Annotated in this window: 14 protein-coding genes; 10 read left to right on the top strand and 4 right to left on the bottom strand. The window is 69.4% G+C overall.

What is annotated here, in order from left to right:
- Positions 1–92 precede the first annotated feature (92 nt).
- The 4 genes from hemN (at position 93) to KDK82_RS14600 (ending at position 6096) form a co-directional block, all read left to right on the top strand.
- Positions 93–1475 (top strand): oxygen-independent coproporphyrinogen III oxidase, encoded by a 1383-nt coding sequence (gene hemN / locus KDK82_RS14615; protein ID WP_034391810.1) that lies wholly within the window; start codon positions 93–95, stop codon positions 1473–1475.
- A 5-nt stretch (positions 1476–1480) separates the two neighbouring features.
- Positions 1481–2197, top strand: coding sequence for a sulfite exporter TauE/SafE family protein (locus KDK82_RS14610; RefSeq protein WP_088165297.1), 717 nt, complete (start codon positions 1481–1483; stop codon positions 2195–2197).
- A 69-nt stretch (positions 2198–2266) separates the two neighbouring features.
- Positions 2267–3613: an HD-GYP domain-containing protein gene (locus KDK82_RS14605; protein ID WP_088165296.1), complete on the top strand. Its 1347-nt coding sequence runs from the start codon at positions 2267–2269 to the stop codon at positions 3611–3613.
- On the top strand, positions 3610–6096 hold the full coding sequence (locus tag KDK82_RS14600) for a bifunctional diguanylate cyclase/phosphodiesterase (RefSeq protein WP_088165295.1): 2487 nt from the start codon (positions 3610–3612) through the stop codon (positions 6094–6096). Before KDK82_RS14605 ends, KDK82_RS14600 begins: the two co-directional genes overlap by 4 nt.
- Here the strand turns inward: KDK82_RS14600 and KDK82_RS14595 are convergent.
- The 3 genes from KDK82_RS14595 to KDK82_RS14585 form a co-directional block, all read right to left on the bottom strand.
- Positions 6060–6878 carry a sulfite exporter TauE/SafE family protein gene (locus tag KDK82_RS14595; protein ID WP_088165294.1) on the bottom strand — a complete coding sequence of 273 codons (819 nt, stop codon included), beginning with the start codon at positions 6876–6878 and terminating at the stop codon, positions 6060–6062. The two genes, KDK82_RS14600 and KDK82_RS14595, sit on opposite strands and share 37 nt — an antisense overlap.
- Before the next feature lie 390 nt (positions 6879–7268).
- Positions 7269–7670: a cell division protein ZapA gene (locus KDK82_RS14590; RefSeq protein WP_012204636.1), complete on the bottom strand. Its 402-nt coding sequence runs from the start codon at positions 7668–7670 to the stop codon at positions 7269–7271.
- 33 nt (positions 7671–7703) lie between these two features.
- Positions 7704–7913, bottom strand: coding sequence for a hypothetical protein (locus KDK82_RS14585; RefSeq protein WP_012204637.1), 210 nt, complete (start codon positions 7911–7913; stop codon positions 7704–7706).
- 316 nt (positions 7914–8229) lie between these two features.
- Here KDK82_RS14585 and KDK82_RS14580 point away from each other — a divergent pair, with 316 nt between their 5' ends.
- From KDK82_RS14580 to KDK82_RS14555, 6 genes are read left to right on the top strand one after another with little or no spacing between them, the layout of a single operon-like run.
- Positions 8230–9630: a cobyrinate a,c-diamide synthase gene (locus KDK82_RS14580; RefSeq protein WP_088165293.1), complete on the top strand. Its 1401-nt coding sequence runs from the start codon at positions 8230–8232 to the stop codon at positions 9628–9630.
- Positions 9627–10220 carry a bifunctional adenosylcobinamide kinase/adenosylcobinamide-phosphate guanylyltransferase gene (locus KDK82_RS14575; RefSeq protein WP_088165292.1) on the top strand — a complete coding sequence of 198 codons (594 nt, stop codon included), beginning with the start codon at positions 9627–9629 and terminating at the stop codon, positions 10218–10220. The genes KDK82_RS14580 and KDK82_RS14575 overlap by 4 nt, the downstream gene beginning before the upstream one ends.
- Entirely contained in the window at positions 10217–11095 is an 879-nt protein-coding gene (locus tag KDK82_RS14570) for an ABC transporter substrate-binding protein (protein WP_088165291.1), read from the top strand. Before KDK82_RS14575 ends, KDK82_RS14570 begins: the two co-directional genes overlap by 4 nt.
- A gap of 41 nt (positions 11096–11136) precedes the next feature.
- On the top strand, positions 11137–12120 hold the full coding sequence (locus KDK82_RS14565) for an iron ABC transporter permease (RefSeq protein ID WP_063327961.1): 984 nt from the start codon (positions 11137–11139) through the stop codon (positions 12118–12120).
- Complete coding sequence (locus KDK82_RS14560) at positions 12117–12920, top strand: ABC transporter ATP-binding protein (protein ID WP_088165290.1); 804 nt, start codon at positions 12117–12119, stop codon at positions 12918–12920. The genes KDK82_RS14565 and KDK82_RS14560 overlap by 4 nt, the downstream gene beginning before the upstream one ends.
- Positions 12921–12936: 16 nt before the next feature.
- Complete coding sequence (locus KDK82_RS14555; RefSeq protein ID WP_088165289.1) at positions 12937–13734, top strand: aminoglycoside phosphotransferase family protein; 798 nt, start codon at positions 12937–12939, stop codon at positions 13732–13734.
- On the opposite strand, the gene KDK82_RS14550 is transcribed toward KDK82_RS14555, so the two are convergent.
- Entirely contained in the window at positions 13731–14609 is an 879-nt protein-coding gene (locus tag KDK82_RS14550) for a MurR/RpiR family transcriptional regulator (RefSeq protein ID WP_013803214.1), read from the bottom strand. The genes KDK82_RS14555 and KDK82_RS14550 overlap by 4 nt on opposite strands.
- Positions 14610–14620: the final 11 nt, after the last annotated feature.

Below are 14620 nucleotides of genomic sequence, written 5' to 3'. Positions count from 1 at the left end.
TTGTCGCAGCAGTCCCTCAAACAACTCTTGATATGAGTCAAGGACATGACCGATGTGCTGCGGCACAGTCGAGGTATTAGAGGAAAAAACCCATGACCGCTGTCACCCCAGAGCTGCTGCGTCGCTTTGACGTACCGGGGCCCCGATACACCTCGTTCCCTACCGCCGACCGCTTTGTCGAGGCCTTTGGTGCAGAGGACTATATCCTGGCGCTGCAACAACGCAAATCGAGTACCGCAGCGCGTGCCATGCCTTTGTCGCTGTATGTGCACGTGCCCTTTTGCGAGTCGCTTTGCTACTACTGCGCCTGCAACAAGATCGTGACGCGCCACCACGATCGCGCCGCCGTCTACCTGGACTACCTGGCGCGCGAGATGGCCTTGCACACGGCCCATTGCGGCAAGGGCCAGACCGTCAGCCAACTGCACCTGGGCGGCGGCACGCCCACCTTCTTCTCCGACGATGAGCTGCGCACGCTGATGGGCCTGTTGCGCGAGCATTTCAAGCTGGAGCCGGGTGGCGAATACTCCATCGAGGTCGATCCGCGCACCGTCAGCGTTGAGCGCCTGGCCGTGCTCAAGGAGCTGGGCTTCAACCGCCTGAGCTTCGGCGTGCAGGACTTCGACGAGCAGGTGCAGATCGCGGTGCACCGCGTGCAGCCGGCCGAGCAGGTGTTCGAGCTGGTGGCGGCCGCGCGGCAGCTGGGCTTTGCCTCCATCAACGTGGACCTGATCTACGGCCTGCCCAAGCAGACGCCCGAATCCTTCGAGCGCACGCTGGCCCAGGTCAACGCGCTGCGGCCCGACCGCATCGCGCTCTATGCCTATGCCCACCTGCCCGAGCGCTTCAAGCCGCAGCGGCGCATTGCGGCCGAGGATCTGCCCCAGGGGGCCGACAAGCTGGCCATGCTGTCGCGTTCCATCGCCGCGTTCATGGACGGTGGCTATGTCTACGTGGGCATGGACCACTTCGCCCTGCCCGAGGACTCGCTGGCCGTGGCCAAGCGCCAGGGCCGGCTGCACCGCAACTTCCAGGGCTACAGCACCCAGCCCGACTGCGACCTGATTGCGCTGGGCGTGTCGGCCATCGGCAAGGTGGGCGCCAGCTACAGCCAGAACGCCAAGACGCTGGAGGAGTACTACGACGCCATCGACGCCAGCCACCTGCCCGTGGTGCGGGGCCTGGCGCTGTCGCGCGACGACCTGGTGCGCCGCGCCGTCATCATGGCCATCATGTGCCAGGGCGCCGTGCTGTTCGAGCCCATGGAGCAGGCCTGGCTGCTGGGCTTCCGCGAGTACTTCGCGCCCGAGATGGCGGCCCTGGAGGACCTGCAGGCCAAGGGCCTGGTGCAGATCAGCGACGAGGGATTCCAGGTCACGCCCATGGGCTGGTACTTCGTGCGCGGCGTGGCCATGCTGTTTGACCGATATCTGCAGGCGGACAAGAACCGGGCGCGGTTTTCGAGGATCATCTAGGCCCCATGCTCTTGTCGCTGCTCTGGACCGCTTTGATCATGGGGCTCGTCGGCGGGCCCCATTGCCTTGCCATGTGCGCTGCGCCCTGCGGCGTGGTCACGGGCGGGGCGGGGCAGGGCGGTGGCTCGCAGGTGGTGGCCGTGCATGGATTGCAAAGCCGGCTGTGGCTGCGCACGGCGCTGTTCCACGGCGGCCGTCTGGCCGGCTATGCCAGCCTGGGCGCTGCCTCGGCCCTGGCCATGGAGAGCCTGTCCTGGCTCACCAGCCAGACCACGGCGCTGCAGCCGTTCTGGACGCTGACCCATGTCGCCGTGATGGCCTGGGGCCTGGCCATGATGGTGCAGGCCCGCCAGCCCGCCTGGCTGGAGTCTGCCGGCCGCGCCGCCTGGCGGCGCGTGCAGCCCTGGGTGTCGGCGCCGGGCGGCACGCTGGCGGCAGGCTATGCCTGGGCACTCATGCCTTGCGGACTGCTGTATTCGGCCGTGCTGGTCGCCGCGCTCAGCGGCGGCCCGTGGCAGGGCGCGCTGGCCATGGCGGCCTTTGGTGCGGGCAGCGGGCTGTGGCTGGTGGCCGGCCCCTGGCTGTGGCGGCTGGGCCGGCAGCGCCTGAACGGTCTGCGCGCCGAATGGGGCACGCGTCTGGCCGGCCTGATGCTGGTGGGCGTGGCCGTCTGGGCGCTGTGGATGGACCTGATCTACAAGCCCAGCCTCTGGTGCCGTTGAGCAACAGCTGAGGCCAGACTTGGCACCTGGGGTCGCGGATTGGCTGCGAGGCCCTCAGAACTGGAGATAATGCCCGAATCATCGGCTTACATATTGCCGATTCCTTCAGCCTCGGGGCCGTTGCCGCGCGTGAACCATTCCGTCCTCATCGATATCCGAGACCTCCGTCCGGGCATGTTTGTCCAGCTCGATGTTGGGTGGCTGAACCATCCCTTTCCGGTCAGCAGCTTCAAGATCACCTCCAGCGCACAGATCCAGACCCTGAAATCCCTGGGCCTGGAGGTGGTGCGCTGTGTCCCGCACAAAAGCGACACCTGGCCCGCCGAGGTGCGCACCCCGCCGCCGCAGGAGCTGCCGCCCGTCGTGGTGGCACCCGAGCCTGCACCCACCGAACCTGCGCCAGCACCGCTGCTGCTGTCCGTGCCCGACTGGCGCGGCCGGCTGGAGGACTGCAATGCGCGCTTTCAGAAAGTGGAGCGCGGCTATGTGGCCATAGAGACCACCATCGCCAGCGCGCCCGAGCAGGCGCGCATGCCCACCGAGGCCCTGGTCGATGGCTGCCTGGCCGAACTGGCGGGCCCGCAGGACGTGGCCATTCACCTGCTGTCCGATGGCGTGGGCAGCAGCCAGAGCGTGCATGCCGTCAACGTGACCGTGCTCAGCCTGCTGCTGGGCCGGGCCCTGGGCCTGCAGGAATCGCTGCTGCGCGACCTGGGCCTGGCGGCGCTGCTGCATGACGCGGGCAAGCCCGTGGCCGGTGTCGACGGCATGCACGGCCTGGCCCTGGAGCCTTCCGTGCCCGACGCCCTGCGCGAGCGCTACGAGCGCCATGTGGGCGAATCCGTGGCCATTGCCATGCGCATGGGCCTGTCGGCCCAGGTCACCACGGCCATCGCCCAGCACCATGAATGGGCCGACGGCACGGGGTTCCCGCTGAGCCTGGTGGCCGAAGACATGGAGCTCACGGGCCAGATCCTGGCCCTGGTCAACACCTACGACCGCCTGTGCAATCCCGGCGATGCACAGACGCCGCATACGCCGCACGAGGCTCTGTCCATGCTGTTCAGTCGGCTGCGCGACAAGTTCGCCGCGCCCGTGCTCAATGGCTTCATCCGCATGATGGGTGTGTTCCCTCCGGGCTCGGTGGTGGAGCTGACCGACGGGCGCCATGCCATGGTCATGTCCGTGAATGCATCACGCCCGCTCAAGCCCTCGGTGATGGTGCACGATGCCGGCGTGCCGGCCGCGCAGGCACCCGTGCTGGCGCTGGAGCTGTTTCCCGAGCTGGGCATACGCCGGGGAGTGGCGCCCGCGCAGCTGCCGCGCGATGCGCTGGACTACCTGTCGCCGCGCCGGCGTGTCTGCTATTACTTTGAACGGGCGGTGGAGTTGGATCCACCGAAGGTGGCGTCTTGAACAAGCAAGCGCTGAACCGCGCCTGGCCCCGCCTGCTCGATGCACTGCAGGAGGCCCTGTGGCTGATCGATGCGCGCACCCTGAAGGTGCTGCGCGCCAACGCCGCCAGCGAATCCGTCACCGGCTATGAGGCCGATGCGGCCCCGGGCCTGCCCGTGCAGGTGCTGGCCGCCACGCCGCAGCAGCAGGCTTTCTGGAGCGATCCCTTCAACTGGCAGGCCGGAGCCCAGTTCATTGCCGAGGTGCGCCGCGCCGATGGCCAGCTGGCGCCCGTGGAGATGCGCGTGCGCGCGCTCGACGGCGAGGTGCTGCTGGTCAGCATGCTGGACCGGCGCGAGCAGGCCTTGCACGAGGCCGAGTTCGAGAGCCTGCTGGGCGAGTTGCGCGCCACGCTGGAGTCCGCGGCCGACGCCATCCTGGTCTGCGATCCCGATGGCCGCATCCGCGCCTTCAACCACCGCTTTGCCACGCTCTGGGGCATTCCCGAGGCGCTGCTGGTGCGCCGCAACGACGTGGCCATCCTCGACCACCTGGCCAGCCAGGTGCGCGATGCCGAATCCTATGCGCGCCAGCTGAAGCTGCTGTCGGCCCAGCCCCTGATGGAGGCGGCCGACGTGCTGGACCTGCGCGACGGGCGCATCCTGGAGCGCCGCGCCGTGCCCCAGCTGCGCCGGGGCCTGCCCATGGGACGGATCTTTTCCTTCCGCGACATCACGGCCGAGGCCCAGACCCAGGCGGGCCTGGAGCTGGCCGCGCGCGTCTTCGAGTCCAGCCTGGACGGCATCTTCATCGCCGACGGCTACATGGATGTGGCCCGCACCAACCCGGCCTGCGAACGCCTGCTGGGCGGCATGCCCGTGCAGGGGCGCACGGTGGAGTCGCTGTTCGAGGCCGCCGAAGGCCAGGCCGACACCCTGGGCGACCTGGCCCGCATCCAGTGGCACCAGGGCGGCTTCTGGGAGGGCGACCTGTGGCTGCGCCAGGCCGGCGGCGCGCGCTGCGCCGTGCGCCTGTCCTGGGTGCCGCTGCGCAACGCGCAGGGCGACGTGGTGCAGAGCATCGGCTTCATGCGCGACCTCACGCAGCAGCGCGTGGCCCAGCAGCGCATTGAACAACTGGCCTACAGCGACGCGCTCACCGGCCTGCCCAACCGCCTGAACCTCACGGAGCGCGTGGATGCAGCCATCGAGGCCGCGCGCGCAGGCGGCACGGTGTTCAGCATCCTGTTCATCGACCTGGACCGCTTCAAGATCATCAACGACTCGCTGGGCCACCAGTTCGGCGACCGCGTGCTCAAGCTGGTCGCGCAGCGCCTGAGCGACTGCATGCGGCCCGTGGACATCCTGTGCCGCCTGGGTGGCGACGAGTTCGTGCTCTATCTGCAGGGCTGCAACGCCGAGCTGGCCGCGTCGGTGGCCAAGCGCATCCTGCAGGAGATGGAGCGCCCCTTCCTGCTCGACGGCCTGGGCTTTTCCGTGCAGTGCAGCATCGGCGTGGCCCAGTACCCGGCCGATGGCCTCACGCTGGATGAACTGATCCGCCAGGCCGACACCGCCATGTACCGCGTCAAGGAGCGGGGCCGGGGCCATTTCAGCTTCTACCAGCCGCAGATGAGCGCCGGCCTGCTGTCGCGCATGAAGCTGGAGCACGCCATGCGCCAGGCGCTGGAGCATGGCCGCATGGCGGTCTACTTCCAGCCGCAGGTGCACATAGACAGCGACCGCATCGTCGCGGCCGAGGCGTTGCTGCGCTGGACCGATCCCGAATTCGGCGTGGTCTCGCCGGGTGTCTTCATCCCGCTGGCCGAGGAGTCGGGCTACATCGTCACGCTGGGCGCCTGGGTCATGGAGCAGGCCGTGCAGGAGGCTGCACGCTGGCAGCAGCAGGGCATGCCCATCAAGGTCTCGGTCAACGTGTCGGCGCTGGAGTTCCGCCAGTCAGGCTTTGTCGAGCGGGTGACCGAGCTGCTGCGCAGCTACGGCCTGACACCCCAGCTGCTGGAGCTGGAGCTGACGGAAAGCATCTTGCTGCAGGACGCCCAGGACATGGCGCTGCGCGTGTGCCAGATCGCCGATCTGGGTGTGGGCATGGTGATTGACGACTTCGGCACCGGCTACTCCAACCTGGCCTACCTGAAGAAGCTGCCCATCTCCAAGATCAAGATCGACCAGAGCTTCGTGCGCGGCCTGCCCAGCGACGAGGGCGACCAGGCCATTGTGGGCGCCATCATCAGCCTGGGTCTGGCGCTGGGCGTGGAGATCGTGGCCGAGGGTGTGGAAACGCACGAGCAGCTGACGGCCATCCACCGCATGCAGGGCCACTACTTCCAGGGCTTTCTGTGCGCGCCTGGTCTGCCGCGCGAGCAGTTCGGCGAATGCCTGCAGGCCCAGCGCGCCGGCATTGGCGCCATCGCCTACCGGCAGAGAATGGCCCAGGCCGCGAGCGCTCAGTTGCCTGCGCTCAAGCCCTTCCAGAGCATGTAGGCCGCCAGGCCGAACAGCAGCGTGGCAAAGATGCGCTTGAGCTGGCCCACGGGCAGCCGGTGCGCGGCCTGTGCCCCCAGCGGTGCCGTCAGCACGCTGCAGCAGGCCAGGGCCAGCAGGGCCGGCAGCCACAGGTAGCCCAGCGAGTATTCGGGGCGCCCCGCGTCGCCCGCGCCGGTGAAGATCAGGCCCGCCGCATTCACCACGGCAATCGGAAACCCCAGTGCCGCGCTGGTGCCCACGGCCATGTGCATGGGCACCGAGCAGCGCATCATGAAGGGCACGCTGATGAAGGCCCCGCCTGCCCCCACCAGCCCCGAGATGAAGCCCAGGCCCGTACCCGCGCCGTACAGCCCCAGCGGGCCGGGCAGGGCGCGCGTGGCCGTGGGTTGGCTGTTGCTGCGCAGCATGCGCAGCGCCATGTAGCCGATGAATACGCCAAAGAACAGCGCCAGGTACTTGCCGCGCAGCAGCGCGAAAACGCCCAGGCTGGCGAGCAGGCCGCCCGTGATGATGCCCGGCGCCAGGCTGCGCACGATGTCCCAGCGCACGGCGCCGCGACCGTGGTGGGCGCGCAGGCTGGAGATCGAGGTGAACACAATGGTGGCCATGGCCGTGGCGATCGCCATCTTCACGGACAGGTCGGGGCCAACCCCGCGCTTGTCGAGAAAGTAGGTCAGAAACGGCACGAGCACCATGCCGCCGCCCACCCCCAGCAGGCCGGCCAGGAAACCGGAGCACAGGCCCAGCAGGGCCAGTTCGAGAAACAGCAGGTCAGGCATGCGGCAGAAGGTCGGTAGTGGATGGGCGGGGAGGGGAGGGCAACAAAAAACCCGGCGCACCGTGGAGGTGCGCCGGGTTGGAATCAGGTGTCTGCAAAGACCACCGGGCCGTCATCCTGAACCGGGGTTCAGGGGGGCAAGGGCAGCCAGACGTTGGGTTCATCTAACGCGAGACGATCACGCTCGAATGGCAATGTACCAAGCCCGGGCTCATAGAGCATTGGTCCAAGGAACTATAAAGCCCGGCGGGTTTGCAGACGCCTCCATTCTACGGCGATTGGGCAGGCCCGCAATCAAGTTCTTTGAACGGCATGGGCTTTCCATTGACATGGCCGATGCCATGAAAAACGGCCTCCGAAGAGGCCGTTGCATGGGCGGGGTTGTGGCGGCTCAGAGCAGCCGTGCATCGCTTTCCAGGGCCTGGTCCAGGCGCAGCACCAGTTGCTCGGCAAGGGCCTGCTGGCGCTGGCGCTCGGCCAGTTCCTCGGGGCTGGGCTCGGGCGGCAGGGACTGGGCGGCATGCTGCGAAGTGACCTCGTCATGCAGGGACTGCATTTCGGCCTGGGCCGTGGCCATGGCGCTTTCCTGCGCTTCGCGGTCCAGCACGTCGAAGGCCATGTTCAGCGCGGACAGCACGGCCACGCGCTCGCGCGAGCGGACCTTGCCGCTGTCGCGGATGCGGGTCATGGCCGTGTCCACACGGCGCACGGCCTCGAGCAGACGCTCTTCCTGGCCATCGGGGCAGGTCAGCACATAGCTTTGCTGCAGGATTTGCACTTCGATCTGCTTCATGGGCGTTCGGGGCGTCGGCGGTTGCGAAGGGGGTCAAGCCCCCTGGTTGGAGGGCAGGCGCTCGATCAGGGCATCGACGCGGGCCCGGGCGGCGTTGAGCCGCGAGCGCAGCGAATCACGCTCCTGGGTCAGGGCCGCCACCTGTTCGGCGAGTAGCGCATTCGTGCGTTGCAGTTCCTCGTGGCGAACCAGCAGGCGCTCCACGCGCTCTGCAATGTGGTCGAGGGAAGTCTGGGAGGTCATAGACGCTGAGATTGTAGGACGTGCGAACGAAGTGAGCGCATTCCGTGGAAGTATCCGAGGAAACCTGATAGCAGGGGGGCTTAGAAGGCTTGACGTCAGCGCCGTGCTCAGGTATTCGAGCGCAGGCGGCAGACTGTCTCACAAAATCGTAGCGCCATGTGTAGGACGCGTCTGCTTCGGCGGGGTGTAATGCGTAAGCATTGGTTGCGGGCGCGGTGCGGGTCGGGTGCGGATACGGCGGGGGTGCGCACTACAATGCGCCGCGTTGGCGGAGCGGCCGGTTCAAGGCAGCGTCGCACGGAGCAAACAAATACACATGAATATTGACCTTGGCCGGGGCGGGGCACGCTGCCCGGCGCTGCTGATCACGTCCACGGCCTCGGGCCAGGGCAAGACCACGCTGACGGCTGCGCTGGCGCGGCTGCATGCGCGCCAGGGGCGCCGCGTGCGCGTGTTCAAGTGCGGCCCTGACTTCCTGGATCCGCACTGGCACGAGCTGGCCAGCGGTGCGCCCGTGCACAGCGTCGATCTGTGGATGACGGGCGAGGCCGACATGCGTGAGCGCCTGCACGCTGCCGCCTGCGAGGCCGACCTCATCCTGGTGGAAGGCGTCATGGGCCTGTTCGACGGCACGCCCTGCGCGGCCGATGTGGCCGAGCGGCTGGGCCTGCCGGTGCTGGCCGTGATCGACGCCTCGGGCATGGCCGGCACCTTTGGCGCGCTGGCCCATGGCCTGCAGCACTACCGGCCCGGCCTGCGCTGGGCCGGCCTGCTGGCCAACCGCGTGGGCAGCGCCCACCATGCCGACCTGCTGCGTGCCGGCCTGCGCGAGCCTTCGCTGTGGCTGGGCGCGCTGGCGCGGGTGCAGGGTGCAGGCACCACCTCGCTGCTGCCCGAGCGGCACCTGGGCCTGGTTGCCGCGCATGAGCTGGACGATGCCCTGCAGCGCCTGGACGTGGCCGCCGATGCGCTGCTGGCCACGCCGCTGGGCCAGTTGCCCTGGCGGGTCGGTCCGGGGCAGGGCGCCAGCTGGCAGGACTGGTCCGTGGACTTTGAACCGTGCCCGGAACCTGCCGAAGCCGTGCAGCCCTGGCTGGCGGGCCGCACCGTGGCGGTGGCGCGTGATGCGGCCTTCAGCTTCATCTACCAGGCCAACCTCGACTGCCTGCGTTCCATGGGTGCGAGGATTGCCTTCTTCTCACCCCTGGCCGCAGAGCGCCTGCCGCAGTGCGATGCGCTGTGGCTGCCCGGCGGCTATCCGGAACTGCACCTGGACGCGCTGGCCGCCCATGCCGCGCTGCGCGGTGACATTGCCGCCCACGTGGCTGCCGGCCGCCCGGTCTGGGCCGAGTGCGGCGGTATGCTGGCGCTGTGCGAACGACTGACCGACACTGCGGGCCGGACCACGGACCTCTGGGGCCTGTTGCCCGGCCATGCACGCATGCAGCCGCGCCTGGCCGGCCTGGGCATGCAGCAGCTGCCCACGCCCTGGGGCCTGTTGCGCGGCCACACCTTCCACTACAGCCGGCTGGACACGTCCATGGTCGAGGCCGGGCGCAGCAGCCGCCCCGGCCAGGCCCCCCAGCCCGACCGGGGCGAGGCGCTGTACCGCCAGGGCAGCGTGCACGCCAGCTATTTCCATGCCTGGTTTGCCTCGCAGCCGCGCGCCGTGGCGGCGCTGCTGGGCGCTGACATTCCCGCGGGCCAGGCGTCATGACCGACCAGATCTCCATCTATTCGCTTGCGCGCAGCCAACTCATTCTGGGCGGCCAGAAAAGCGGCAAGTCGCGCCGTGCCGAATTGCTGGCCCGCGCCTGGCTCGATGGCGCCCTGGACCGCGAGGCCGCGCTGATCGCCACCGGCCAGCCCTGGGACGACGAAATGCGCGAGCGCATCGCCCGCCACCGGCGCGACCGCGCCGAGCGCGTGCCCGGCATGGCCACGCTTGAGGAGCCGCTGGACCTGGCCGCCATGCTGGCGCGGCACAGCACGCCGCAGCGCCTGCTGGTGGTGGACTGCCTGACGCTGTGGCTGACCAACTGGATGATGCCGGCCCAGCCTTCCGAGGAACTGGTGCGCGGATGGGAGGGCCAATGCACGGCCTTTCTGGCCGCCTTGCAAGCTGCGCCCGGCCCGGTGATCCTGGTCGGCAACGAGATCGGCCTGGGCGTGATCCCGCTGGGATCGCAGGTGAGGGCCTTTGTGGATGCGCTGGGTGTGCTCAACCAGCGTGCGGCGCAAAGCTGCGAAACCGTCACGCTGATGTGCGCCGGCCTGCCGTTGGCGCTCAAGGGCCCGCAGCCGTGAGGCCATGGCGTCTCGCCCTGTGGGGCCTGGCGTTGCCACTGGCGCTGTCTGCGGCGCAGGCTGCCATCCGGGTCACGGACGGGCGGGGCGTTCCGGTGGAGCTGCCACAGCCGCCGCAGCGCATCGTCAGCCTGCTGCCCTCGCTGACCGAGACCGTGTGCGAGCTGGGCGGCTGCCAGCGCCTGGTCGGCGTGGACCGCTATTCGAACTGGCCGGCCCATGTGAAGACCCTGCCCGTGGTGGGCGGCGGCATGGATCCCAACATCGAGGCCATCGTCGCGCTCAAGCCCGATCTGGTGCTGGTGTCCATGGCCTCGCGCTCGGTGGCGCGGCTGCAGGCATTGGGCCTCAAGGTCGTGGCGCTGGAGCCGCGCACCCATGCCGATGCGCAGGCCGTGCTGCGCACCGTGGGCCAGTTGCTGGACCTGCCGCCCTCGCAGGGCGCCGACCGTGTCTGGTCCGCCATCGAGGTGCGCATGCAGGAGGTGGAGCGCAGCATGGCCCCCGCGCTGCGCGGGCAGACCGTGTATTTCGAGGTCAACCGCGGCCCCTTTGCCGCAGGCGAGTCTTCGTTCATTGGCGAGACCCTGGCGCGCCTGGGCATGCGCAACATCGTGGGTGCGCAGCTGGGGCCGTTTCCGCGCATCAACCCTGAATTCGTGGTGCGCGCCGATCCGGACTTCATCCTGGGCGGCGACCGCAGCCTGGGCACATCGGGCGAGCCCTATCCGGGCTGGGGCCGCATGCGTGCCATGCAGGCAGGGCGCGTCTGCCGCTTTGTGCCGGCCGAACTGGACGTGCTGGTGCGCGCCGGCCCGCGCATGGCCGAGGGTGCTGCGCTGATGGCGCGTTGCCTGAACGGGGCCGCACGGTGAGGCAGGCCCGCAGGCACCACAGCGGCCTGGCCGCGCCCTGGATGGCACTGGCCCTGCTGGTCGTGAGCGCCCTGCTCATGCTGCTGGGCGCGGGCGTGGGCAGCACGGGCTGGGAGAGCGTGTGGGCGGCGCGCAGTGATCCGCTGTCCTGGCAGATCGTCACCGAGATCCGGCTGCCCCGCACGGCGGGCGCCTGGCTGGCCGGCGGCCTGCTGGGGCTGGCCGGGGCCATCGCCCAGGGTGTGTTCCGCAATCCGCTGGCCGATCCCTATCTGCTGGGCAGTGCCTCCGGCGCCTCGCTGGGCGTTGCATTGAGCATGGCGGCGCTGGGCGCCTCGCCCTTCGCACTGGCGGGTCTGGCGCGCCTGGGTGTCACGGGTGCGGCCTTTGCGGGCGCGGCCCTGGCCGTGCTGCTGACCCTGGTGCTGGCCCAGGGCGTGCACAACACCATGCGCCTGCTGCTGGCCGGCGTGGTGGTGGGGGTGGTGCTGGGCGCGGCCGCATCGCTGGTGCTGCTGATGAACCCGGACATCATGCAGGCCATGCAGGCCTTCATGCTGGGCAGTACCTCCTTCATCGGCTGGGGCGCCTGCGCGCTGATGCTGGCCGTGCTGCTGGCCACCGCCCTGGGCGCCTGGTGCCTGGGCCGCGTGCTCGACGGCCTGTCCCTGGGCGAGGCCACGGCCCACAGCCTGGGCCTGCCGCTGGCGCCGCTGCGCATGGTGCTCATCTTGCTGCTGGCCCTGGCCACGGGCACGGCCGTGGCGCAGACCGGGCTCATCGCCTTCGTCGGCCTGGCTGCGCCGCATCTGGTGCGCTCCATGGTGCGCTCCATGCACCGCTGGCTGCTGGTGCTCAGCGCGGGCATGGGCGCCGTGCTGCTGCTGGCCGCCGACCTGCTGGCGCGCTGGCTCATCGCCCCGCAGGAGCTGCCCGTGGGCGCGCTCACGGCCTTGCTGGGCGGCAGCTACCTGCTGTGGCTCATGCACCGCCGCCACGCCCTGCGCGGCGGGGAGGGCGCATGACGGCACTGGCCCCCGCCCTGCAAGCGCGCGCCCTGAAGGTTCGCCTGGGCGATCGACAGGTTCTGGGCGGCCTGAGCCTGGCCCTGCCCGCCGGCCGCTGGACCGCCATCGTCGGCCCCAACGGCGCCGGGAAATCCACGCTGCTGCGCGCCCTGGCAGGCATGGAGTCCGGCGCTGGCGTGCAAGGCGAGGTGGAGCTCCTGGGCCGCCCGCTGCGGCAATGGAGTGCGCGCGAACGGGCCTGCTCGCTCGCCTGGCTGGGCCAGAACCAGCCCGTGGCCGGCGACATGCAGGTCCAGGACGTGGTCATGCTGGGCCGCCTGCCGCACCAGGGCTGGCTGGCTGCGCCCAGCCAGGCAGACCATGCCGCCGTGGAGCAGGCCCTGCGCCAGACCCAGGGCTGGGACTGGTGCATGCGCAGCGTGGGCAGCCTCTCGGGCGGCGAGCGCCAGCGCGTGCTGCTGGCGCGCGCCCTGGCCGTGCAGGCCCGCGTGCTGCTGATGGACGAACCCCTGGCCAACCTTGACCCGCCACACCAGGCCGACTGGCTCGAATGCGTGCAGGCCCTGGTCGCCCAGGGCTGCACCGTGGTCAGCGTGCTGCATGAGATATCGATGGCCTTGCAGGCCCAGGACCTGGTCATTCTCGACAAGGGGCAGGTGGTGCACCAGGGTGCCTGCGCCGACGCGGCCACGCATGCGGCGCTGGAGGCCGTGTTCGAGCACCGGCTGCGCATCCGCGCCATCGACGGGCAGTGGCTGGCCCTGCCACGGCTGCGGGGGCAAGCCGCAGCTGCCTGATCGCCTGTTAGAAAAAATGTCTCTCCATGCGCCGTATCTGAGCCGCTGGGCTCTGACCATCGATGGCCAGCCCCTGTCCACGCCGCGCGGCGTGTTGCTGCCCGTGCGCCAGGGCGGCACGCCCGCCATGCTCAAGATCGCTAAGGAGCCCGAGGAAGTGGCCGGTGCCCAGCTGATGGCCTGGTGGAATGGCGATGGTGCCGCGCCCGTGCTGGCCCATGAAGGGCCGGCCTTGCTGATGCTGCGCGCCACAGGACCCGAATCGCTGGTGGAGATGGCCCGTGGCGAGCGCGATGAGGAGGCTACGCGCATCCTGTGCACCGCTGCCAAGCGCCTGCACCTGCCGCGCGCCAAGGCGTTGCCACCCCTGGTGCCGCTGACGCAGTGGTTCCATGCATTGCTTGCACAAGGCCATGGAATCGCCAGCCTGCTCGGCCTGTGCTCCACCACGGCGCGCGAGCTGCTGGCCGCACCGCGCGACGTGACCGTGCTGCATGGTGACCTTCACCACGGCAATGTGCTGGACTTCGGCCCCCTGGGCTGGCTGGCCATCGACCCCAAGGGCCTGCATGGCGAGCGCGGCTTTGACTACGCCAACATCCTGAGCAATCCCGACCCCGCCAGCGCGCTGGCGCCGGGGCGCTTTGCGCACCGCATGGCCACCATTGCCGAAGTCTCGGGCATAGAGCAAAGGCGCCTGTTGCAATGGGTGCTGGCCTGGTCGGGGCTGTCTGCCGTCTGGAGCATGGAAGACGGTGACGATCCTGGCGCTGCGATGGCTGTGGCGCAAATGGCGGCTTCGGCCTTGGGCTAGTCGCGACCGGTTTTCCTCGACCGAGGTGCCTCCAGATACGCACCGCTGGCAAACAATTGCTCCTCGGCCTGGTCGATGCGCTGCACCACGCCCTTGCCGGCGCGGCTGGCCAGCAGTTCCACCAGGGCCTCGGACAGCGCCACGGCCGAGGTGATGGAGGGGAAGAACGACGGGCTGTGCAGCGAAAACAGCAGCGTGGCGTCGGCCAGCAGCGCCAGGGGCGAGGCGGGGCTGTCGGTCAGTGCCACGATGCGGCAGCCCGCGTCCCTGGCGGCCTGGGCCACGGCCAGCGCCTCGCGCGAATAGGGCGCAAAGGCGACTACCAGCAATGCGTCGCCGCGCTCCATGGCGCGGCATTGCATCTCCAGCGTGCCGCCCTGGCCGTCCAGCAGGTGCACGCTGGCGCGCAGCAGCCGGTACACATAGACAAAGGAAAAGGCCACGGGGTAGCTGGCGCGAAAGCCCGCCACATGCACGCTGCGGGCCTTTTCTAGCAGTGCGCAGGCCTGCTGCAGCGCATCGCCCAGGCGCCGCTCGGTGGCCTCCAGATTGCGGCGGTGCACTTCGAAGGTCTCGCCCACCAGGTCATGGTCGCCAGCGCGGCCCACCAGGGCCTTGGCGCGCTGGCCGTAGGCCTCGTCGCTGCCCAGCCCCATGTCCTGCGCGAAGGCCTGCTTGAGCTGCGGCCAGCCGTCAAAACCCAGCCACTGCGCAAACCGCACCAGCGTGGCGGGCGGGCTGCCGGCGCGCGTGCCCACGCTGCGCATGGAGGCCGTGACCACATCGTTGGGATGCTCCAGCACGAAGCGGGCCACCTGTTGCAGGGCCGGGCTCAACTCGGCAAATCGCTGGCGGATGTCGTCTTGAACGGACATGGGTTTTCAGG

The organism is Delftia sp. K82, assembly GCF_002193035.1.
Lineage (GTDB): Bacteria > Pseudomonadota > Gammaproteobacteria > Burkholderiales > Burkholderiaceae_C > Comamonas > Comamonas acidovorans.
Note: the sequence above shows the minus strand (reverse complement) of the source record. Positions and strands in the feature narration are given on the sequence as shown.

Coding starts and splice junctions, on each gene's coding strand:
- hemN (WP_034391810.1), top strand. CDS start 93: ATGACCGCTGTCACCCCAGAGCTGCTGCGTCGCTTTGACGTACCGGGG.
- KDK82_RS14610 (WP_088165297.1), top strand. CDS start 1,481: ATGCTCTTGTCGCTGCTCTGGACCGCTTTGATCATGGGGCTCGTCGGC.
- KDK82_RS14605 (WP_088165296.1), top strand. CDS start 2,267: ATGCCCGAATCATCGGCTTACATATTGCCGATTCCTTCAGCCTCGGGG.
- KDK82_RS14595 (WP_088165294.1), bottom strand. CDS start 6,878: ATGCCTGACCTGCTGTTTCTCGAACTGGCCCTGCTGGGCCTGTGCTCC.
- KDK82_RS14590 (WP_012204636.1), bottom strand. CDS start 7,670: ATGAAGCAGATCGAAGTGCAAATCCTGCAGCAAAGCTATGTGCTGACC.
- KDK82_RS14585 (WP_012204637.1), bottom strand. CDS start 7,913: ATGACCTCCCAGACTTCCCTCGACCACATTGCAGAGCGCGTGGAGCGC.
- KDK82_RS14580 (WP_088165293.1), top strand. CDS start 8,230: ATGAATATTGACCTTGGCCGGGGCGGGGCACGCTGCCCGGCGCTGCTG.
- KDK82_RS14575 (WP_088165292.1), top strand. CDS start 9,627: ATGACCGACCAGATCTCCATCTATTCGCTTGCGCGCAGCCAACTCATT.
- KDK82_RS14565 (WP_063327961.1), top strand. CDS start 11,137: ATGGCACTGGCCCTGCTGGTCGTGAGCGCCCTGCTCATGCTGCTGGGC.
- KDK82_RS14560 (WP_088165290.1), top strand. CDS start 12,117: ATGACGGCACTGGCCCCCGCCCTGCAAGCGCGCGCCCTGAAGGTTCGC.
- KDK82_RS14555 (WP_088165289.1), top strand. CDS start 12,937: ATGTCTCTCCATGCGCCGTATCTGAGCCGCTGGGCTCTGACCATCGAT.
- KDK82_RS14550 (WP_013803214.1), bottom strand. CDS start 14,609: ATGTCCGTTCAAGACGACATCCGCCAGCGATTTGCCGAGTTGAGCCCG.